Annotated in this window: 18 protein-coding genes; 9 read left to right on the forward strand and 9 right to left on the reverse strand. The window is 67.1% G+C overall.

Translation table 11 applies throughout. The features are described 5' to 3' along the window. The first annotated feature begins 85 nt into the window (after positions 1-85). On the forward strand, positions 86-1366 hold the full coding sequence (gene dcm, locus AB0J69_RS45730; protein ID WP_364131810.1) for a DNA (cytosine-5-)-methyltransferase: 1281 nt from the start codon (positions 86-88) through the stop codon (positions 1364-1366). 150 nt (positions 1367-1516) lie between these two features. Here dcm and AB0J69_RS45735 read toward each other — a convergent pair whose 3' ends face one another. Continuing rightward, positions 1517-2161, reverse strand: coding sequence for a hypothetical protein (locus tag AB0J69_RS45735; RefSeq protein WP_364131811.1), 645 nt, complete (start codon positions 2159-2161; stop codon positions 1517-1519). Positions 2162-2327: 166 nt separating this feature from the next. Between AB0J69_RS45735 and AB0J69_RS45740 the strand changes: the two genes are divergently transcribed. From AB0J69_RS45740 to AB0J69_RS45750, 3 genes are read left to right on the forward strand one after another with little or no spacing between them, the layout of a single operon-like run. Beyond that, the gene (locus tag AB0J69_RS45740) at positions 2328-3737 is read left to right on the forward strand and encodes a ParB/RepB/Spo0J family partition protein (protein ID WP_364131812.1); all 1410 of its coding nucleotides are present in this window, start codon (positions 2328-2330) and stop codon (positions 3735-3737) included. Next, entirely contained in the window at positions 3737-5572 is a 1836-nt protein-coding gene (locus AB0J69_RS45745) for a DEAD/DEAH box helicase (protein ID WP_364131814.1), read from the forward strand. The genes AB0J69_RS45740 and AB0J69_RS45745 overlap by 1 nt, the downstream gene beginning before the upstream one ends. Then, the gene (locus AB0J69_RS45750) at positions 5556-6398 is read left to right on the forward strand and encodes a hypothetical protein (RefSeq protein WP_364131815.1); all 843 of its coding nucleotides are present in this window, start codon (positions 5556-5558) and stop codon (positions 6396-6398) included. The genes AB0J69_RS45745 and AB0J69_RS45750 overlap by 17 nt, the downstream gene beginning before the upstream one ends. A 78-nt stretch (positions 6399-6476) precedes the next feature. Here the strand turns inward: AB0J69_RS45750 and AB0J69_RS45755 are convergent, their stop codons facing one another. Both AB0J69_RS45755 and AB0J69_RS45760 read right to left on the reverse strand, forming a co-directional pair. Then, positions 6477-6710 carry a hypothetical protein gene (locus AB0J69_RS45755; RefSeq protein ID WP_364131816.1) on the reverse strand — a complete coding sequence of 78 codons (234 nt, stop codon included), beginning with the start codon at positions 6708-6710 and terminating at the stop codon, positions 6477-6479. Position 6711: 1 nt separating this feature from the next. Next, a complete protein-coding gene (locus tag AB0J69_RS45760) occupies positions 6712-7089 on the reverse strand; it encodes an HYD1 signature containing ADP-ribosyltransferase family protein (RefSeq protein ID WP_364131817.1) in 378 nt (125 codons plus the stop codon). A 386-nt stretch (positions 7090-7475) separates the two neighbouring features. On the opposite strand from AB0J69_RS45760, the gene AB0J69_RS45765 reads away from it, so the two are divergent. Together AB0J69_RS45765 and AB0J69_RS45770 are read left to right on the forward strand one after the other, a co-directional pair. Continuing rightward, entirely contained in the window at positions 7476-8345 is an 870-nt protein-coding gene (locus tag AB0J69_RS45765) for a hypothetical protein (protein WP_364131818.1), read from the forward strand. Positions 8346-8814: 469 nt separating this feature from the next. Continuing rightward, positions 8815-8997 carry a hypothetical protein gene (locus tag AB0J69_RS45770; RefSeq protein WP_364131819.1) on the forward strand — a complete coding sequence of 61 codons (183 nt, stop codon included), beginning with the start codon at positions 8815-8817 and terminating at the stop codon, positions 8995-8997. 336 nt (positions 8998-9333) lie between these two features. Here AB0J69_RS45770 and AB0J69_RS45775 read toward each other — a convergent pair whose 3' ends face one another. Both AB0J69_RS45775 and AB0J69_RS45780 read right to left on the reverse strand, forming a co-directional pair. After that, positions 9334-11349, reverse strand: a complete 2016-nt coding sequence (locus AB0J69_RS45775) for a hypothetical protein (protein ID WP_364131820.1) — start codon at positions 11347-11349, stop codon at positions 9334-9336. A gap of 176 nt (positions 11350-11525) precedes the next feature. Next, positions 11526-12770 (reverse strand): Gfo/Idh/MocA family oxidoreductase, encoded by a 1245-nt coding sequence (locus AB0J69_RS45780; RefSeq protein ID WP_364131821.1) that lies wholly within the window; start codon positions 12768-12770, stop codon positions 11526-11528. Between the two features lie 100 nt (positions 12771-12870). Between AB0J69_RS45780 and AB0J69_RS45785 the strand changes: the two genes are divergently transcribed. Continuing rightward, positions 12871-13968 (forward strand): ROK family transcriptional regulator, encoded by a 1098-nt coding sequence (locus AB0J69_RS45785; protein ID WP_364131822.1) that lies wholly within the window; start codon positions 12871-12873, stop codon positions 13966-13968. Here AB0J69_RS45785 and AB0J69_RS45790 read toward each other — a convergent pair. Further along, positions 13965-14489: a helix-turn-helix domain-containing protein gene (locus AB0J69_RS45790; RefSeq protein WP_364131824.1), complete on the reverse strand. Its 525-nt coding sequence runs from the start codon at positions 14487-14489 to the stop codon at positions 13965-13967. The genes AB0J69_RS45785 and AB0J69_RS45790 overlap by 4 nt on opposite strands. A gap of 100 nt (positions 14490-14589) precedes the next feature. Here AB0J69_RS45790 and AB0J69_RS45795 point away from each other — a divergent pair, with 100 nt between their 5' ends. Then, positions 14590-16800 carry an MMPL family transporter gene (locus AB0J69_RS45795; protein WP_364131826.1) on the forward strand — a complete coding sequence of 737 codons (2211 nt, stop codon included), beginning with the start codon at positions 14590-14592 and terminating at the stop codon, positions 16798-16800. Between the two features lie 135 nt (positions 16801-16935). Here AB0J69_RS45795 and AB0J69_RS45800 read toward each other — a convergent pair whose 3' ends face one another. Then, positions 16936-17592, reverse strand: coding sequence for a response regulator transcription factor (locus AB0J69_RS45800; RefSeq protein ID WP_364131827.1), 657 nt, complete (start codon positions 17590-17592; stop codon positions 16936-16938). After that, complete coding sequence (locus AB0J69_RS45805) at positions 17580-18809, reverse strand: sensor domain-containing protein (protein WP_364131828.1); 1230 nt, start codon at positions 18807-18809, stop codon at positions 17580-17582. The genes AB0J69_RS45800 and AB0J69_RS45805 overlap by 13 nt, the downstream gene beginning before the upstream one ends. 170 nt (positions 18810-18979) lie before the next feature. Here AB0J69_RS45805 and AB0J69_RS45810 point away from each other — a divergent pair, with 170 nt between their 5' ends. Further along, the gene (locus AB0J69_RS45810; protein ID WP_364131830.1) at positions 18980-20422 is read left to right on the forward strand and encodes an alpha/beta fold hydrolase; all 1443 of its coding nucleotides are present in this window, start codon (positions 18980-18982) and stop codon (positions 20420-20422) included. Between the two features lie 46 nt (positions 20423-20468). Here AB0J69_RS45810 and AB0J69_RS45815 read toward each other — a convergent pair whose 3' ends face one another. Continuing rightward, a complete protein-coding gene (locus AB0J69_RS45815) occupies positions 20469-20756 on the reverse strand; it encodes a hypothetical protein (RefSeq protein WP_364131832.1) in 288 nt (95 codons plus the stop codon). Positions 20757-20871 lie beyond the last annotated feature (115 nt).

A 20871-nucleotide genomic window follows, 5' to 3' on the forward strand; every position in this document is an offset into this window, starting at 1 on the left:
GTTGGGCTCACGGGTCGCTAGCTTCTCCGCGAAGATACAGCTGTCCACTGGCTCACGCCTCGTCCAGACTACGAAAGGGGTCCCTGTGACCGAGCAACACCTTCGCGTCATTGAGATCTGCGCTGGAGCGGGCGGTCAGTCCCTCGGCCTGGAGAAGGCCGGCTTCGAGCACGAGCTCGCCATCGAGCTGGACGAGAACGCGGTCAACACGTTGCGCCACAATCGACCGCATTGGAAGGTTGCACACGGTGACGTAGCGGATCCTTCGGTATGGGAGCCGCGGGACTACGCTCCGCACAGACTTGATGGCCGCCCCATTGACCTGCTGGCGGGAGGGGTCCCCTGCCCTCCGTTCTCCATCGCAGGGCAGCAACTGGGTGCGAACGATGAGCGTGATCTTTTCGCATGGGCTGTGGAACAGGTGGACACCCTGCAACCGCGAGCCTTGCTGCTGGAGAACGTCCGCGGGCTGAGCATGCCGCGCTTCGCTGGCTACAGACAGCATGTCTTGGATCAGCTCCAGAAGTTCGGTTACTCCGCCGAGTGGAAGCTCCTGCAGGCCTCTGATTACGGGGTTCCCCAGCTCAGGCCTCGGTTCGTACTGATCGCAATGCGCAATGAGGACTTCGCGTACTTCCACTGGCCCGAGCCTGCGGGCACGCCCCGCACCGTCGGCGAAACGCTGTACGAGTTGATGAAGGCAAATGGCTGGGCCAGAGCAGAGGAGTGGCGGGAGCGAGCCAATGACATCGCCCCCACCATTGTTGGCGGATCCAAGAAGCATGGCGGAGCAGACCTTGGCCCGACCCGAGCCAAGCGTGCATGGGCAGAGATGTGGGTCGATGCCCACGGTCTGGCGAATCACGCCCCCTATACGGATGAGGACATCATCGTCGAACGTGGTCCGAAGCTGACCGTTGAGATGGTCAAATACTTGCAAGGCTGGAACGACAACGAGTTTCGCTGGACCTTCACAGGTAAGAAGACGTCCAACTACCGCCAGATAGGCAACGCCTTCCCGCCACCAGTTGCCAAGGCACTTGGTCTAGCCATTGCGGCGGCACTCAACCACACCGCAGAGCACCGCGACCGTGACTTCGATACCGCGCATGACCCGATCTATCGAGCGCTGCGTGATCATGGTGATTTCATGACTGCTGACCAAATCGCGCGAGCCATCAAGCTCGTAATCGAACCACAAGAACTGGAACGCCGGATCAGTCTTCTCAGTCGCGACTTCCACATCGAGATCCGCAACGAAAGGCTCCCCATAGCCTACAAACTTGGCGAGTTCAAAGCGTTTCTCGGCCAGGCCGACCATGCTCGTCACGACAAGTTCGAGCGGTCCCGGACGAAGATCAGCTAGTCGTCGCCAGATCAGCCAGCGATCTTGGCGAGCCTGCTGGTGGCGCCTTCGGTACAGCATGAGATGACGTCAGCCGAGGTCCGGCTCTCTTGCTGGATGACTAGCGCTGTCACCGCCTGAATGTCGGCAGGCTGACCTCGCCCACCAAGATCACCTTTGGAGTTCCTTCAGGATTGCACTTTTTGCTTCTCCGGGGAGGCGCCGGTACGCGGTCCAAGCACGTTCAAGGGGAGTCGAGCCACGTCGGCCGCGCTCGATCCAGCGGGTGAGGCGACGCAGTTCGTGCGGCTCAAGGGCCCTGATATCGGCAAGCACCTCGTCCGCGCGGAGAGGATCGCTCAGCTGGCCAGCGCGGCACCTCTTGCAAATGGTGACGAGCATCAGCTCCTCGCTAGCGTCGGGCAGCACAGTTTCCATGCGAGCAACCGAGAGCACTGCGGTCTGGTTGGAGTCATCGAGGTACGGTTCTCCGCCGGAGATCCCGCAGACGGTGCACATGTAGTCATCGCGTTGCAGGACTACCTGCTTCTCTTTGGCTGAGATCGACTTGCTGGGGGCAGCCGCGCGACGGGCAGCAGGCTCCCAGACTGGCACGCCGGCCTTGACGAAGCGTTGGTCCTCCGCCGTCAGCGTGGCATCCTCCGTGTTGGTCAGGATGACCCACCCGTAGTCACGGAGGTCTCGCACGCGTCGGTCCGCTTGGGCGACGCCGGGAAAAGCTTCGCGAAGCTGGCCCTTGGTAAATGTGTTGCCCTCACCGACCACTTGCGTGAGCCAGAGCGCCGCCTTCACCATAGTTCCAGCCTTGTACTCAGGGTTGTCCCAGGCAGGGGGGGTCATATGTCCCTATCCGTCCTCTCCGGGTGGGGATGTAGCCTCTGGATCGTGCCAGACGTTTTGTCGCCGCTCTATATCATGATGACTGCGAGTTTACGCACTTGGACGACCTTGGAGACACGTCATGGCTGTGAGATTCGGTGTTCCTCCTGAGGGGGAAAAGATCCGCACCCTGGTTGAGGAGCGTCTCAAGCAAGCCATGGCCGAGGATGGGGCCAAGGTCACAGTCGACTGGCGTGGTGAACAGAGGCACCTGTACGTGATCTCGATGCCCGTGGACATGCTCTACTTCAACCCCGACACGCACCGGGTACGGGCACAGAGGACACTAGATCCGGAGCGGAACCATGCCCTTGAGGAGCGGCCCTGGAGCGAGCCCGCTCAGGCGTACCTTCACGACCTGCTCCGTCAGAAGCCGTCGGAGCCGAACCAGACGGATCCCGACTACCTCGCTCTGGTGGATGAACTCGAGGACTTCGGGCAGAGAGAACCGGGCATTATCAGCCCTGATGGGATCATCGTCGATGGCAACACCCGCTGCGCTGCTCTGAGGGAGCTCGGCCTCAAGGATATTCGCGTTGCTGTGCTTCCCGCGGATACCTCTCGCCGGGACATCAACAGTGTTGAACTCGCCCTGCAACTTCGCAGAGACAGGCGAAGGGACTACTCCTACATCAACCGTCTGATTGCCATCGAGGAAGAACTTTCTGGCGGACGACGTGAGGAGGACGTGGCCCGAGATTTCAACATCAAGGTGAAGACCTTGCGGCAAGATCGCTGGGTTTATCAGATGATCAATGAGGCAATTGAGCGTAGCCAAACAAACCAGGGTACTCGCCTTCGGCTAGTCGACTTTGAGCAGCACCAGGAAAAACTCAGGGAATTGCAGCGTGACTACGCAAAAAGGGCCGCTACCGATCCGGAAGCTGCTGAGCAGCTCAAGGAATCGAGGCTTGCTATGGTCGTGCTCAACTATCCAAAGACCTCTCTGCGTTTGGCGGAAGCGGACTTCCACAGCCGTTATCTCGATGAGCGCTTGCCTGAGGAGTTGCGTCCGGTTGCGCAGGAATCCAGCGCGATCGCAATCCCTGGTCTCCCCGGAGTCTCAGTGCCAGACGCTACAGCCAATGTCAAGACAGCTCGCGCGCTCACTGACCAACTGCTCCAGGCCGAAGCCGCCAGACTTGCAGCCGACAAGCTTGAGCCCCAGGCTATACAAAAAGCTGACCAAGTGATCAAAGCGGCGCGTAAGACATTCGACGTGGCAGTGAAGCTGGCTGGCCAGAATGCCCAGCTTGAGAAGCGCAAGATCGCAGTCCAGGAACGACTGTCCGATGCCGCTGACTATGTGAAGCAGTGTGCGGCTGAGTTTGCGGAGGCCAAGGCGAAACGCGCCCTGGATGAGGACGCTTTTGACGATGCGCTGCTGGAGTTGCGCGACAGCCTTATGCGGCTAGCCAAGCAGGCGGGCCGGACGTTCAGCTCGCCAGGTGATGGTGTCGAGTGGCTGCTCGCAGCAACGCGAGAAGACTGATGCAGCAGATTGCCGCCAGTGTCAGCCTCGAAATCGGGTTCGGCGAAGGGGTGACCAAGGCACGACTGCGCGCCAGGAACGATCGCGAGGACGATCTCAGGAGATTAGCGCTTAAGTTCCGTACAGGTGTGCAGCGGATGTCTGGCGTGCTTGAGGTGGACGTCGATGACCTCCTCATGAATCTTGCCGCCTTGGCAACCTGGCCGGAGCCGAGCACAGTCACCTGGGATCCACACCTTGCGGTTCTAGCAGCTGACTCCGCGGCCGATGCCCAAGCGATGAGTGCAAGGCTTGATACGGGCAGGCTGCCGACCGAGGTGGCGGCAGACGACATACCTCAACTGCTCGGACTGGACTGGACCGGCGATCTGACCAGTTTCCAACTTCGGGACATCGCACGACTGTTGTCTCTCCGACACGGCGCCAACTTCTCGGTTCCTGGGGCCGGCAAGACACGTGTCGGGCTCGCCGTCTACCATGCGCTACGCAGTAACAAGAGGCTAGAACGGCTGCTGATCATCGGGCCGAAGTCCTGCTATGAGTCCTGGCTCTTCGAAAACCAGCATTGCCTTGCCGAGCCGCTGCGCATGGAGATCTACGGGAAAGTGAATGATCCGTCAGCCGACGCGTTGATCGTCAACTATGAGCGTCTACGGTTTGATGGCGTCGCTAACGACCTGGGCCAGTGGTTGTCGGCGAGGCCGTCCATGCTTCTTCTCGATGAAGCGCACCGCATGAAGCTGGGAGCCGAGGGTACGTACGGCGCGGCGTGCCTGGCACTAGGCCCGAGGGCGAAGACACGGCTGATCCTTTCCGGTACGCCAGCCCCGAACGGACCCAAAGACCTGGAAAACCTTTTCGGGTTCGTATGGCCTGGCCATGGACGCCAGAAGGTGATTCAGGCCGTTGGCGGGGGGGACCTCATCAAGGCAAGCCAAGTGCTTCGTCCCCTCTTCACCAGGACGACCAAGCAGGAACTTGGCCTCCCCCCAGTAGTGACCAATTTGCGTACCGTGGCCCTGCCGCCGCTGCACAAGGAGATCTACGATGCGCTGCTGGGCCAGTTCTCAGCGCGGGCCGCAGGGTCTGAAAATGACTTCTTGACCTTGGGGAGAATAGTTGTATACATGCTCATGGCCGCAACCAGTCCCGCACTCCTTGCAGTTGGCGCGACACGATATGAGCCACTTGCATACCGGGTGCCACCACTAGCTGTTCCAGGGGGTTCGCCACTGTCAGCGCTCATGCGGGACCTGCCTAGCTACGAGATGTCTCCCAAGTACCAGGAAGTACTTGCAATAGTGGCTGCCAATTCCTTGAAGGGCCGCAAAACCTTAGTCTGGTCGACTTTCATTCGTAGTTTGAACACGCTGAACCGCATCCTTGCTGAATTTCAGCCGGCCATCGTTCACGGCGGCACGGACGATCGGGAGGAAGCGCTGTTGCGATTCAGGGAAGACCCCGACTGCATGGTACTGCTCTCCAATGCTGCTACCTTGGGCGAGGGCATCAGCCTCCACCACGAGTGCCACGACGCCGTTTACGTTGATCGGGACTTTGCTGCAGGTCGATTCCTGCAGAGCCTGGATCGCATCCACCGACTGGGGCTCGCGCCGGATACCGAGACTCGAATCACGGTCCTGGCATCCGAAGGCACCATCGACGAAGTCGTCGAGCAGCGCTTGGCGGACAAACTGCTTTTCATGGGCAGCATCTTGGACGACCCGACCGTACGTGAACTTGCGGATCTTTATGAAGAGCCGGCCGTGGGTGGCGGGCTCGACATGCGCGACCTGCAGGCTCTGATGGGCCATCTTCGTGGCTCCGCCGCCTGAACCTGTCCTCCGTGCGGCTATCCGCTGGCTGGAGAGGCTTCCCGCCAGCGGATATAAGAGATGCCGGGAGATCTTCACGACCCATGCGGATTTCAGTGATCTCACGCCAACCCAGTACGACGCTGCCTACACCTGGATCAGCAAGGCGAGATTGCTCGATACACATGGCGGGGCGCTTGTCCGGCAGCGAGTTTTCGAAGCTGTGCTTCTTGACCTTTCCTGGTTTCAAGATGCGGATGCCCTCATCCAGGGCGTCGATGAACTTCCGGGAGATGCCATCCGGGCGGCCGAGGCCCTCGGCTTCGACAGTCTTCAAGCGTTCCAGCATGTTCATTCGCTATGGGGCAAAGTAGACACTGTGCAACGAGCCCGGGTTGGTGCAGCGGGGGAAGCAGCACTGGTCGAGCTCCTTATGCATTCGTTAGCAGCGCGCGTGACACATGTTTCTCAGTACTCGGACGGCTGCGGATTTGACATCATGGTGGAGAGTGGATCTCGCAACCTGCACATCGAAGCCAAAAGTACTCTCCGCCGGCACCAAATAATTGTCTTCCTGTCCCGGCATGAGTATCAGGTCATGCTCCAAGATCCTGCATGGCAGCTGGTCGTAGTCCGCCTGTCGGAGAGCCTGAAGGCCGAAGCGGTCTGTTCGGTAAGCAGAGAATGGATTGGGCGGCATGTTCCGCGAGATAATGGAATCGGCGGCCGATGGGAATCGTGTCGGCTCAGGGTGCCCCTGGATGCGATCGTCAGCGGAATTGCGCAACTTTCTCCGTTCTTTAACGAGACCAGATCGCCAATAATTGACGGTACCGTTGAATGGTGAAGCTGAAGCAGGGCGGCGGCCGACATGCGGACGCTCCGCTGCACGTCGGCTTCCTCTGGGAACTTCGTCATTCAGTCTTCAGGCTGTGTCCGATGTCCCGGATCGACGCCAGACGTGCTCAAACTGTTCCTTGCTTATCGTCGAGGGTGAAAATTCTTCATGGGTGCCAATTTCTTCGATTGAACCAATTGGAACCTCCGAGAGGCCTGTTGCCGCAGTCTCGGTGTCGGCGTCTGCACGCTCCAAACGCCCATCGCGGAAGACATGAACCTTACGTATCTCGTAGCCTTCGTCATCGACTTCGCTATACATCTCAACAGGATCCTCGGGGTAGCTGTGGTGCCACAGCACCCTGAGATATCTCACCATTTTTGGGCCCCCAGCTCACAATTCGACCGGTCAGGTCGAGCGGCTCGCGGCTCGGGATGACAAAGACATGCTCCCTGCCGCGCACGACCTCGAGCCCGGTCACGTCCACCTCAAGATAGTGGGTGAAGCGCTCCGCCCTGAAGGGGACATGCACGAGGCGCCGCGATAGCTGTGGGCCCGTGAGCGTGCTGGGCGGGATGTCCGTCAGGTACTGGCCGTCGCCGTAACGGGCGTCCCTGGGGTTGTTCTCTCGCAGCGAGGGGTTCAGCCTGAGGCTTGCCCGGATTCGCTCCAGGTTGTCGGCGGTGGTGTAGTGCCACATCGTGAGGCGATGGGGTGACGCAGTAGCTGCCGGGCCTGACCTCTGTTGCGGCGGCTCTGCATCCTGGAACCCCTGTTCGACTGTCATGCGTACATAAAACAGCACCAAAAGGTCAGATGGGCTGGCACCACGCGAAATGCAACATTGCGGAATATTGAGGAAAATTGCAGGAATCATGGAGCCGGTCGAACGACGAGTCTCGTCCCACGGACCTTGGGGCGGCAAGATGCACCCGCTCTCTCCTGGCATCCGCTCGCCGGTCCCGGTCATGTCGTAAAAAAATGCAACAGAACAGGGATCTGGATCTCTAGCGGTGAAGGGCGGGTGTGTGGCAGGATGCTCCGGGTTCGCCCTTTGCCTCCTGCATGAGCGGAGTTTCTGTCGCTATGCTTGAATTCTCCTTGGATGCCGGGCCGCCCTTCGAGTGGAACCGCCGAATTGACAAGGAAGTCATTTCCTCAGGGCAAGCGGCAACGCGTATTGCCGCCGTGTCAGCGGAAGTCGCTAGATACTTTTCGGAGTATCACCCCGGTCTCCAGGGGCACTCTTTTACTTCGAGCTACCTGAGCCGGGCCCGTAGCGGTAAGGATCTCGACAAGCCTCGATTCGAGAAGATGATGGTCCTGAAGCTGTCTCTGATGTGCCTCCGGGACCCCTTGTATAGGAACTGGCCCCATGAGAAGTGCTGTGAGGCAGTCGAGACGTCAATCAAGTTCGCTGATTCCGTAAAAGAGGCTTTGATGATCCGCCGGCCATCCAGCGGGGCTGCCGACATCAGCTTCGTAAGTGCTCGGCACAATCGCACGGTGGAGTTGGCTGGAGCGTACGGGGAGGAACTCATTCGCCAGGTGGGTGAGAATAGCCATGGTCTGGCCGAGGCCAAATTGGCGCTTCTCCATGAACTGGATGGAAACAATGATGACGCACGCTACTGGGCGGGGCGAGCATTCGCCGTAGATGAAACGTATCGGCCTTCCTCCACGCGAGAAGAGTTATTTCTCCGGGCGCATCAATATGCGCGAGAATATGTGCGCTCAAACAAGCCAGACATCGCGCTTTTGTACTTGGAATCCGCCGCGAGCGTTGGCGATGGAGAGGCAGCATTTCAGTGTGCGATTATGTCGGACTCACAAGGACATCAACAAGAGGCTTTGAGATGGTATAACAGAGCTGCGGAGCTGGGCCATCGGGATGGTCGATTGCGCGCAGAACGGCTCAGTCTTTCTGGCGGGGAGGCTGAAGCAAGCGATCAGTGAGCAGTTTTCTGAGCAGGTCACGGAGGCGACGCCGGCTCAACTTGGTCCGGTTCGATGCAGGTCAGCATGTCGGCTGGTGTGACGTCTGCAGCTTGCCGTGGCCCTGCTCGCGCCCCATCAGCTACATAAGTTGCCATATCTGTTTCTTGAGCTGACTCGAACTTGATCGCTCACGCCGTTTTTCCGAGCGTGTGCCGCAGCTGCGCGCAGTTCGTCTCGGTGACATGCATCGCCAATACAGCATGGGTAGCACCGATATTTCGGAGAGGGTTTCGTTCTGACAGAGCCCCCTAAGGCGATCTCAAAGCGGTAATTTCGGGCGATCGGGATCTTCTTGGCCGTGGGGCAGCGGCGTTTCGAGCTTTCGGAGAGTCGTCGAAGCTCTGAGAGAGTATGAAACTTGAGACGGATGAATTGTCAGCATAAGATCCGTCGGTTGGGAAGACCTCGCATGGTTGATAGTCGTGCCATGCTCGACGTCTTCGGCGCGCTGGCTCAGTACGTTGCCCGTTGGCTGCAGGAAGAGCGCCGCCGATTCCGCACTCCCAAGACCACGGACGGTGACATTGCCCGGGCGGCTAATGTTCATGAGTCACTTCGAACGAAACTGGCTATCGGAAATGCGCGGAGATTCCTCACCGGCGGCAGGTGAGCCGGCTTGTGTGTTTCAGATAGGGCACGTGCCGTGGGTTGCTGAGCCGGAGCATGGGCAGCAGGGCCGAGGTGTGCGTGATAGGAAGGTTTCGTTCACCGTAGAACGTGGGTGTGTTGTCAGGCCTCAGAAGAGAGAATCCCGAGAGTTAGCGAAATCTACTCGGGTGCGGGCTCGACGGCCGACCCGGTAACGGCGGGTGCTCGGCGAGCGAAGCGAGCGGGGTTTTCGGGGGATCGAAGGGGGCAAAGCCCCCTTGGGAGGCGCTGTCTGGAACCGAACGGCGCGCAGCGCCCCCTTGTGGAAGGCCTTGCCTTTCGGCCGGGGGAGCCGTCCTCAGCGCCTGCGCTTCTTGCCTGTGCCCTTGGGGCGGCCGCGTTCGCCCGGTGAGGCGCTGTGGACCAGGCGGAGGCGGTGGCGGCCGGCGCGCAAGGGTTCGGCGACCAGGTCGCGCATCTCCGCCAGGCCCTCCGCATCGTGGTGCCCCGAGGCCAGCACCGCTTCCGCGAACTCGTACGCGTCCTTCCCCGCCATGGCCCTGAGCTGCTCGATCAACGGCTCCGGGCCCCCGAGTTCCAGCAACGTGAGGAAGTTCTCCGCCCCCAGCAGCAGGTGATCGCGCTCCCCGAGCGTCCCCGGGTCGATCTCGCCCTCGTCCATGAGGAAGGTCAGGGCGGTGGGGCCGAGGATGGGGTCCTGGCGGAGGTTGCGGAGGAGGGCGGGGCCCTGGGGGAGGGTTTCGGTGAGGACGCTGAGCATGGCGGCGGTGCGGGTGCGGAACGGGCAGGCTCTGATGGCCTCCAGGAGGGATTCGACGTCCTGGCCCGGGTGGGACAGCCAGGCGTTGAGTTCGGCGGCGGCTTCCTGGGGCGGGTAGTGCTGGGTGAGGACGCCCAGGAGTTCGGCGGGTGGGGCGGTGGCGAGCTCGCCGATCAGAGGGGCGTCGCGGCCCTCCTCGAGGAGGCGTTCGCGGACGGCGCGCAGGCCGAGGGGGGTGAGGGTGGCCAGGAGGAGGTCGGGGGCCGCGAGGCGGGTGCGGAGGCGGTCCACCGCTTCCGGGGGGAGCTCCTGGTCCTCGTGGTCGAGGTCGCTGGAGTAGAGCTCGTCCGCCGGGCCTCGGGTCAGCTCCACGGCACCCAGGTCGGACAGGACCGCGAAGGTGCTTTCGAGGTCATGGGCCACCTGTTCGCGCCACAGGTCCCGGAGGTGGGGCTCCGCGTCGTCGAAGACGAAGGACGTCTGGCAGGCCAGCCATACGGTCTCCGCCAGGCGGATCACCGGCATGTCGTCCATGCCGTACAGGGTGTTGAGGATGTCCGGGAGGATCTCGTCGAAGAGCTCCGCCAGCAGGGCGGCCGGTCGCCAGGTGGCGACGGGGGTGGTGATCACGCCTCCGAGGTGCGGGAGCACCGCGAAGGCGCGGCTCCACAGGGCCTCCGGGTCGCGGAGGAGAGGGGCGGCCTTGGCGACGCGGAGGAGGCGGCCCTTGCTGACGCGGGTCAGGCGGGCCTCCTTCGCCCAGGCGAGGAGGAGGCTCAGGTGCGGGAGCTCGGCGCTGCTGCGGACGTGCAACCGCTCCTCGCCGGTGCCGAGCAGCTCTGACAGCTGGCGGGCGGCCGTGAGGGGGAGGTTGCCGGCCTTGGTGAGCTGGCGGCCGTCCTTGCCCAGCCAGTCCGCCAGGGTGACGAGCTGCTGGACGATCTTGCTGCGGGTGGCGGCCTCGGTGAGGTCGGAGGCCGGAGGGAGGGCGATGGGGGGTTGGACGTAGGCGCGTTCGTCGTCGGCGTCCAGAGCCGACTCCGTGAGGCGGGCTTCCAGGATCTTGTCGAGTACGCCCTGGTCGTAGCGGATGCGGCCGGCGTCGAGGTCGTTCTTGAAGTCCTCGAAGGTGCCGGGGTCGGTGAGGTTGAGGCCGTGGTCGAGGGCCGTCTGCGCCCAGAACTTGGCCAGGCCCTGGCGGTAGGGGTCGTCGAGGGCCTTCTGGAACTCGGCGGCGGCCTGGGTGATCGCCTGGTCCGTCTCCGCCTCCGTGGCGCCGCGCGGGTCGCGCAGGCCGGTGGCGGCGAGGTAGCGCAGGTAGGTGCGGAGGATCTCCGGGGCCGTGTCGAGGATCTCCCTCGGGGCCACGACGTTCCGCGGGATCCAGGACAGGAGGAAGCGCCGGATCTGGCGGGCGTCCCAGTAGGCCAGGCGGCCGTCGCGGCTCTGGTGGCGGGCGTCGATGGCAGCGGTGATCAGCAGGTCGTCGGCGGGGAGGCCGTGCCGGCCCGCCCAGGAGAGGCAGCGCCGGATCAGCACGGTCTTGGCCGCCTCGAACTCCTCGGCCTCCTCGGGCTCGAACCAGGTACGCAAAGCACGGACTCCCTGCTGTGCTGGGGGGAGGGGTGAAATGAAAGTCTGGCGTACCAGTATTCCGGTTCGTACGGCTCGATGGGCTGCTCTTCGGCTACTTCAGTGCGCCTGCGGTCAATCTGGCGACTTTCGGCGTCGGACGAACAGCCGGAGACGGCCGGGCGCCGGCACGGCGGTCACATGGAGTGCCGTCGCCGGGGGGTTCCGTCCAGGGAGACGGTCTCGCCGGTCAGCCGCGACCGCTCGGCGGCCCAGGCGATGAGGTGGCTGTGCAGGCTCTCGCCGGGCGAGGAGAGGATCGTCGAGCCGTCCCTCGTGGCGACCGCCGTGAGGAACGCCTCCACGAGCGCTTCGTCACCGCCCCCGTGGCCGCCCCTGGCCGTCGCGTCGCCCGTGGGGGACGTCTCGACGGTCTCGGTGCGGCCGGTGACGAAGTCGTGGACGGTCAGGCGGTCGCCGTCGCCGTCGATCGAGCCGCGGGTGCCGAAGATCCGCGTCTGCCGGTGGAGCGCCGGGGTGAACCCCGTCATGGTGAACGACGCCGTGCCGCCGCCCTCGAACTCCAGGTTCACGACCTGGTGATCGACCACGTCGTTGTCGCAGGCGTACACGCACCTGCCGTACGGGCCGGTCCTGAGCGCCTCCAGCAAGCCCTGCTCGGAGACGTCGTCGGTGAGGACCGACACCGGCCAGACCTCCTTGCCCGCGAGCGGGAGGTAGATGCGCTTGGCGGAGTACGGGCAGGAGGGCTCGACCGCGCAGTCGAGGCAGCGGTCGGCGGCGCCGTCCGGGCGGTTCTCGGGGCGGAAGTGCTTGAGGCCGCCGAAGGAGGAGACGCGGGTGACCTGCCTGCCGGTCAGGTGGACGAGCCAGTCGAGGTCGTGGCAGGACTTGGCGAGCAGCATGAACGTGGACTCGTCCGTCCGCCGCCAGTTGCCCCGCACGTACGAGTGCGCCTGGTGCCACCATCCCACCGGCTCCAGGTGCTGCACGCTGACGATCTCGCCGATCCGCCCGCCGTCGAGCAGCGCCTTCAGGGCCCGCGTGTACGGGGTGTAGCGCAGCACGTGGCACACCGCGAATATCGCGCCGGAGCGCTCGGCGGCCGCCACGATCTCCCGGCAGTCGTCCTCGGAGACCGCCATCGGCTTCTCCAGCAGGACGTCGTAGCCCAGCTCGGCGAAGCGCACCGCGGGCTCGACGTGGTCCCGGTCCTGGGTCGCGATGATCACCGCGTCCGCGCGGCGGGGGTGCGCGGCCAGCTCGCGCCAGTCCGCGTACTGCTCGGCGCCGGGGAACCTGCCGCGGCGGCCGTCCAGCGGGTCCGCCACCGCGACCACCCGCGCCCGGCCGCTCCCGACGGCGTGGCGGGCATAGGAGGTCCCCCGCGAACCCGCGCCGACGACGGCGAGCGTCACCATCGCATCCTCCAATTTATGTAACTAATTCACGTATGTCGGCCGATGCTAAGATCCGGGCTGGTAGTCGTCAATAGGGAAGTTATGGGAAAGGGTCTCATAAGTGACCGAGCTCCGGCCGGGTGACGCGTCCCTGCTGCGCAAGGTGAACACCCAGGTCACGCTCAGAGCACTGCGCCGCGCGGGCGTGGCCACGCTGACCCAGCTCGGCCGCGTCACCGGGCTGTCCAGGCAGACGGTGGAGGCGGTGCTGGACGAGCTGGGCGAGCGCGGCTACGTGCGGGAGGTGCCGCCCGACGAGGGCGTGATGGGGCGGCCGGCCAGGCGGTTCGGGTTCCGCGCGGACGCCGGATACGTGGTGGGCGTGGAGATCGGGGCCGAGGCGATCGTGGCCGCGCTGGCCGACCTCAACGGCGAGGTGATCGCGTGGGAGCGGGCCGAGGTCTCCGGCGGCGCCGCGGCCCACGAGCGGCTGGAGGCGGCCGAGCGTACGGCGCTGACGTGCGTGGACGGCGCCGGCGTGGCGCGCCGGCGGGTCTGGGCCGTGGCCGCGGGCACCTCCGGCATCGTGGACCGCAGCGGTCGCGTGTCCCTGTCGATCACGCTGCCCGGCTGGACGGGCGTGGACCTGGCCGGGCTGGCCGGGCGCTGGTTCGGCTGCGCCGCGCTGGCGGCCAACGACGCCAACCTCGCCGCGCTGGCCGAGCACTGGCGCGGCAGCGCGCAGCACGCCTCCGACGTCGTGTACGTCCTGATCGGCCACCGGGCGGGCGCCGGCGTCCTGATCGGCGGGCGGCTGCATCCCGGGCGCAACGGGGCCGCCGGCGAGATCGGCACGCTGCGCCAGGTCGGCTGGGAGGACGCCGCCCGCGAGCTGGTCAGGGACGCCTCGGCGGCGGAGGTGTTCGAGGCGGCGCTGGCGGGCGACCGCGACGCGCTGCGGCGGGTGGACCGCTACGCCGAGAACCTGGCCATCGGCGCCTCGGCGCTGGCCCTGGCCATCGACCCCGACCTGCTGGTGCTCGGCGGCGGCTACGCGCGGGCCGGCGACGTGCTGCTCGAACCGCTGCGGCGGCACCTGGCCGAGCTGTGCGTGAGCGCCCCGGAGGTGGTGGCCTCCACGTTCGGGGACGAGGCGGTGGCGCTCGGCGCGGTACGGCTGGCGCTCGGCCACGTCGAGCGCGAGGTGCTGGGGCTCTAGTACGCCCGGGCGGCCTCGAGGAGGACGGCGTGCACCTGCTCCTCCGGCAGGTCCATCGTCCTGACCGCGCCCCACTGCAGCGCCCCCAGCAGCGCCCAGCTCTTGAGCCTGGCCTCCGGGCCGGGGTCGTCGCCCACGAGCTTGGCGTAGATCTCGTCCCGGAACGTCCGGACCGTGTCGCGTTCCGAGCCCGGGGTCGTCGCCGCGTCGTCCGCGGCCAGGTCCTCCATGAACAGGCGGATCACCGAGCGATAGCGCACCGCGAACCCGACCAGCGCCTCCACGAACTCCCCCCGGCTCGCGTACGAGGTGTCGAGCAGCGCCAGCATGTCACCCGCCGCCGGTGACAGCAGCTCGGCCGCCAGGCGGTCCTTCGGGTGGAAGTGGTAGGCGACCGCGGTCTTGGTCAGGCCGACGGCGGCGGCGATGTCGGCCAGCGACGTCGCCGCGTAGCCACGCTCGGCGAACAGCTCCCTGGCGGCGGCCAGGATCCGGGTGCGGGTGTCGTCGGGTGTGGTCATCGTCTCATTCCCTGTGGAAGACAACCTTCCGGATATTTCCCGTTTTATCGTATGTCCTGTACGACCGTACAGGACGGTCGTCGAGCCGGGGGACTGAGCGATGACGCGGTTACTGGGACGTCTGGGTGGCTGGTGCGCGCGACACGGCTGGATCGTGCTGATCAGCTGGGTGCTCGCGGCCGCCGCGCTGATCGGCGGCAGCCTGGCCTTCCCCAGCCCGACCAGCAGCGACGCCAGCATCCCCGGCACCGACGCGCAGCGCGCCCACGACCTGATGAAGACCGGCTTCGGCTACGCCACGGGCGGAACGGTACAACTGCTCCTCTACTCCGCCGACGGCCCCCTCACCGAGGACTCCCGCAAGAAGGCCGTGGAGCAGTCCGTCGACCGGCTGCGCACGATGCCGCACGTCGAGCGGGTGGACACCCCGTACCGCGTCGGCGGCATCGCCTCCAACCTGCAGATCGGCCTCATCACCATCCGCCTGGAGGGCAACGACTCCGACAAGATCGCCGAGACCACGCAGGCCCTGTCGAAGGCCGCGGACCCGGCGCGGGCCGCCGGGCTGGAGGTCGTGCCCGCCGACAGCTCCACCCCCGCCGACAAGGAGATCAAGACGGGGCCGAGCGAGATCATCGGCGTGGCGTGCGCGCTGCTGGTGCTGGTTTTCGCGTTCGGGACGCTGGTGGCGGCGATGATCCCGATCTTCGCCGCGCTGGTCAGTGTGGCCTCGGGGCTCGGCATCATCGGGCTGCTCGGGTGGGTCGTGGACATGCCCAAGCAGGCCGGCATCATGGCCACGATGATCGGGCTCGGCGTGGGCATCGACTACGCGCTGTTCCTGCTGTCCCGCCATCGCCGGCTGCTGGCCGAGGGGGTGCCGGTCGTGGAGTCCGTCCGCCGTACCGTGGCCGGCTCGGGCGGGGCCGTCGTGTTCGCCGGCGGCACGGTGATCATCGCGTTGAGCGCCCTGATGCTGGCCGGCTTCCCCCTCCTGGCCACGCTCGGCTGGGTCACCGGCATCTCGGTCGTGGCCGCCGTGCTGACCTCGATCACGCTGGTGCCGGCCCTGCTCGGGCTGCTCGGCCACCGCGTCAACGCGCTCAAGGTGCCCTTCCTGCGCAGTGCCGGCTCGTCCGGCTCCGGCTGGGCGGGCCTGGGCTCGTGGGTGGCGCGCCGCCCGTGGCAGGTGCTGCTCGCCAGCGTCGTCGTGCTGGGCGCGCTGGCCGCCCCCGCGCTGGCGCTGAAGCTCGGGGCGCTCGACGAGGGGTACGGCACGAAGGGCTCGGAGCCGCGCCGCGCGTACGAGCTCATGGCCACCGGCTTCGGCCCCGGCTCCAACGGGCCGCTGATCGTGGTCGCCGAGCTGCCCGCCAAGGTGGAAGACGCCGCGGACCCCGTCGTCGAGGACCTGGTCCGCGAGGTGAAGGCCGTCGAGGGCGTGGCCCACGTGGCCGACCCCAAGGTCAACACCTCCGGCCGCTCGGTGCTGCTGCAGACCATCACCGAGTACGCCCCCAGCGACGACCGGGCCGCCCAGGTAGTCAGGGACGTCAGGGCCATCTCCCTGCCGGGCGTGGACGTGCACGTCGGCGGCAAGGTCGCGGCCCTGACCGATGCCGGGGACCGGATGGCCGAGCGCACCCCGCTCGTGATCGGCGTCGTGGTGCTGCTCAGCGCCCTGCTCCTGCTGCTGGCCTTCCGCGCGCCGGTCATCGCGATCAAGGCGGCGGTGATGAACCTGGTGTCGCTGGGGGCCGCGTTCGGGGCGCTGGCCATGGTGTTCTCGATCGGGCTGGGCAGCGGGCTGGTGGGCATGGACGCGCCGGCCAGCGCCTCGTACGTACAGACGATCTTCTTCTCGGTGCCGATCGAGAGTTACGTGCCGCTGATGTTGTTCGCGGTGCTGTTCGGGCTGTCCATGGACTACGAGGTGTTCCTGCTGACGGCGGTGCGGCAGTCGTACCTGCGGCACGGGCGCAACGCGCGGTCGGTGGCCGAGGGGCTCGGCTCGACCGGCCGGGTCATCACGTCGGCGGCGCTGATCATGGTGGCGGTGTTCGTGGCGTTCATCGCCTACCCGGATGCGATGGTCAAGACGTTCGGCGTGGGGCTGGCGGTGGCCATCGCGGTGGACGCCACGATCATCCGCGGGTTCCTGGTGCCGGCCACGATGGTGCTGCTGGGACGGCTCAACTGGTGGTGCCCGCGGTGGCTGGACCGGATCCTGCCGAACCTGTCGGTCGAGGGGCACGAGGAGGACGACGCGCCCGCCGTGGAGCGGCGGGAGCCGGTCAAGCTGGGGGTCTAGGGTCCGTTCCTCCAGGACCTGGGCCGGCTCCGCCGCGCCGGATGCGGCCGCGCAGCTCGGGCTCCTCCGAGAACAGGGCGTACAGATCGCGCAACGCGTCCCCGGGGCTGTCGCCTTCGACCCTCGGTTGCACGGTCAGGAGCCGGAACCCACCTGGAGATAACGCAGGACGGCCAGCACCCGGCGGTGGTCGCCGTCCGAGGGCGTCAGGCCGAGCTTGGTGAAGATCTGCGTCACGTGTTTCTCCACCGAGCCGTACGAGAGGAACAGCGCCTCGGCGATGGCGCTGTTGGAGCGGCCCTGCGCCATCATGGCCAGCACCTCCCGCTCCCTGGGCGACAGCAGGGCGAGGGCGTCGGCGCGCCCGCTGGCGCCCATGATCTGGGTGACCACCTCCGGATCGAGCACCGCCTCCCCGGCCGCGACGCGCTCCAGGGCGGTCAGGAAGTCCCTGACGTCGGCGACGCGCTCCTTCAGCAGGTAGCCGACCCCCTGCGCCCCGCCGGCGAGGAGCCGGGCGGCGTAGCGGGTCTCGATGTACTGCGAGAACACCAGCACGCCCAGGTCCGGGTGGTCGCGGCGGATCCGGATCGCGGCGCGCAGGCCCTCGTCGGTGTGGGACGGCGGCATGCGGACGTCGACCACGGCCACCTCGGGGCGGTGCTCGGCCACGGCCGCCACCAGGGCCTCGCCGTCGCCCACGGCCGCGGCCACCTCATGGCCGCGCGAGGTGAGCAGCAGGCACAGGCCGTCCCTGAGCACCACGGCGTCCTCGGCGATCACGATGCGCATGCCTGCTCCGTCCGGGAGTGCAGCGGGAGGTCGACGGTGACCACCGTAGGGCCTCCGGCGGGGCTGTGGATCACCAGTTCGCCGTCCACCACCCGTACGCGGTCGGTCAGCCCCCGCAGCCCCGACCCGGCACCCACCACCGCGCCGCCCTCGCCGTCGTCCCACACCCGCAGGCGCAGCAGCCCGTCCTCCGACCGCACCCGGACGGCGGCCCGCCGGGCGCCGCTGTGCTTGGCCACGTTGGCCAGCAGTTCGGCGGTGCAGAAGAACGCGATGGTCTCGATGGCCGGCGAGGGCCGGTCGGGCAGGTCGGCGTCGAGGTCGACGGGCAGCGGGCCGCGCGCGGCCAGCGTGGCCAGGGCGACCTCGAGGCCCTTGTCGAGGGCGGGCGGGTGGATGCCGCGGATCAGGTCGGTCAGCTCCGACAGGGTCTCCTTGGCGTTGCGGTGGGCGCTGTCGAGGAGGGTACGGGCGCGGTCGAGCCGGACGGGGTCGTCGGCCGCGTCCAGCTCCTCCCTGGCCATGCCGATGCTCATGGCCAGGGCGACCAGGCGGGCGGCCGTGCCGTCGTGCAGGTCGCGCTCGACCCGGCGGAGCACGGCGGCGGCGTCGTTCACGGCCAGCGCCCGGGTCTCCTCCAGCGCGCGGATGCGGGCCTGACCGGGAGCCGGGCCGAGCAGCGTACGCGCCAGCAGCCGTTCCGGGGCCAGCGCCACGTGCACCCCCCACGGGGCCGTGAGCAGCAGCACCGCCCCCGCCGCGCTCATCAGCAGCGCGCCGGGCCAGCCGCCGGGCGTCAGGGCCGGGATCGCCGACGTCCGCCACCACAGCGGGCAGGCGAGCAGGACCAGCCCGAACCCCCACGACCCGGCGGCCACCGCGACGGCGAGGACGGCCGCGGGCAGCCGGGCGAAGGCGTGCACGAGGGCCCGCCAGCCGGTGACGTCGCCGAGCGCCGAGCCCAGCCGGTTCACCGGCCCCCGGCCGGGCCGGAACGGCTCGGGCGCCGCCACCCGCACCCCCGCCAGCCTCCCCGCCAGCACCCGGTTGACCGCGCCGAGCCGCCGGGCGCCCAGCACGCACAGCGCCAGCACCGGCAGCCCGACGACGTAGGCCGAGGCGAGCGCGCTCAGCAGCACGACGACCAGGTGGACCAGGCCGACCGCCGCCAGCAGCGGCAGCGTCAGCGTGTAGGCGAGCTCGCGCCAGATCCGCACCGGCTTGCTCCTCTCTCCTCCCCTACAGCGTGACGATCCCGTCCCGGGTCGGCCACCCGGTGAGCCCCCGGGGGATGTCCCGAACGGATCCGGCGGGCGTCCCCGTGGCCCGCGGCCGGGCCCGCGAACGAGGCTGGGCGAGGTGACCACAAGTCGGATGGAGGAGACACATGTTCGGCAGAATCAGTGGGGCGGTGGCTGTGGCCCTGGCGATGACGCTGACGGCCCCGGCGAGTGCTGAGACGCCCCGGCTCCCGTGGCGGCCGTGCGCGGGCGCGAACGTGCCGGCCGGGATGGAGTGCGCCACGATCGAGGTGCCCGTGGACTGGGCCCGGCCCCAGGGCCCGAAGGTCCGGCTGGACCTGGCCCGCCTGCCCGCCACCGGTACCACTGGGCCCGCGCGCCGCGTCGGCAGCGTGCTCGGCGTGCCCGGCGGCCCCGGGGCCAACGGCATCGACGACCTCAAGCACGCGGCGGACGACCTCACCGACCTGCGCCGCCGCTTCGACCTGGTCGCCTACCGGCCGCGCACCACCGTCTGGCGCGAGTCCATGCCCGCCTCGTGCTCCCGCGCCCCGTTCGCGCTGTACGAGCCCCGCGACCGGAAGCAGTACGCCGCCCTGGCCGCGACCATGGCCAGAGCCTTCGCCGCGTGCCGGGCCGACGACCGAACGGGCCTGTTCGCGCACCTGGACTCCCTGTCCGTCGCCAAGGACATGGACGCCGTCCGCCGGGCGCTGGGCGAGGAGCGGCTGAGCTTCATGGCCAACTCGTACGGAGGCGTCGCCGCGGCCGCCTACATCCGGCTGTTCCCGCAGCGCATCCGGGCCATGTACGTGGACGGGGTGATCAACCAGACCGAGGGCTGGCCGGCCGTCAACCTGGTGGCGTTCCGCGGCGCGGAGGAGGCGCTGACCCGGTTCGGGCGCTGGTGCGCGGAGACGCCCGCCTGCGCGCTGCACGGGGAGGACGCCGCGGAGGTCTGGCGCGAGCTCACCCGCGCCGCCGACCGCGACCCGATCCCGGTCACGTCGGAGCAGTTCGGTGCCGGCGAGCTGACGGGCTGGCGCCTGCGCAGCTTCAGCTTCGTCCCCGATCCCGGCCCGGACGCCGCCAACTGGCTCACCCTGGCCACGTCCGTCGACCGGGCGCGGCGCGGCGACGGGTCCGGGTTCGCCGATTGGGTGCTCGGCAACGCGCACGTGTGGGCGATGCCCGGGATGCTGGCCATGACCTGCGGCGACGAGCGCGGCTACACCGGATACGGGCAGCTCAGGGAGTATCGCCGCGAGCTGCGCGAGGTCGCGCCGAGCTTCGCCGGGGCCGCGTTCGACGCGCTGGGCTGCATCGGCTGGCCGGAGGCGGTGGCCAACCCGGCCCGCCCGCTGGAGGTGCGCGGGGTGCCGCCGGTGCTGGGAGTCGGCTCCCTGGAAGGTGACTTCCCGTGGACCGAGCGTTTCACCCGGATGGTGCCGGGGTCGGTCACCGTGGGCTATGACGGGCCTGGGCACGTCATGTATCTCAGCGGCAAGAGGTGCCCGATTGCGCACGCGACCGCGTACCTGACCGAGCTGAAGCTGCCGCCGGCCGGCACCGTCTGCCCGGCCGAATGAGGCCGTGGTTCCCGGGGGCGCGCGGACCGCGCCCCCGGGCCGCGGGTCAGCTGATCTGCGTGCAGTCCACCAGCGTGACCTCCTCGGGAAGGGCGGCCGTGCCGCCGCTCACGCACTTGATCCTGAGCGGGACCGTGTGGGCCACCCCGATCGCCTCGCCGCTGAAGCGGCCGTTGGTCACGGCGCCCGGCGAGGCGTGGCAGTGGCCGAACAGCACCGACACGCCCGGGTCACCGCGGACGGTGTCGCAGGTGTAGGTCGGCACGCCGGCCGCGTGGGCGGGAGCGTTCAGGGCGCTCAGAACGAGGACGGCGGCGGTGATGAGGCGGATCATCGGCGGGCCTCCACTAGTCCCAATGCCGGGAAGTTAAGGGCTTGGGGCTGCTGTCAACCGATGTTCGGTGAGGACGTTGATGGTGGTGTTTGCGCGGTGGTTGGTGCGGTCGACT

Source organism: Nonomuraea sp. NPDC049709, from assembly GCF_040674815.1.
Lineage (GTDB): Bacteria > Actinomycetota > Actinomycetes > Streptosporangiales > Streptosporangiaceae > Nonomuraea.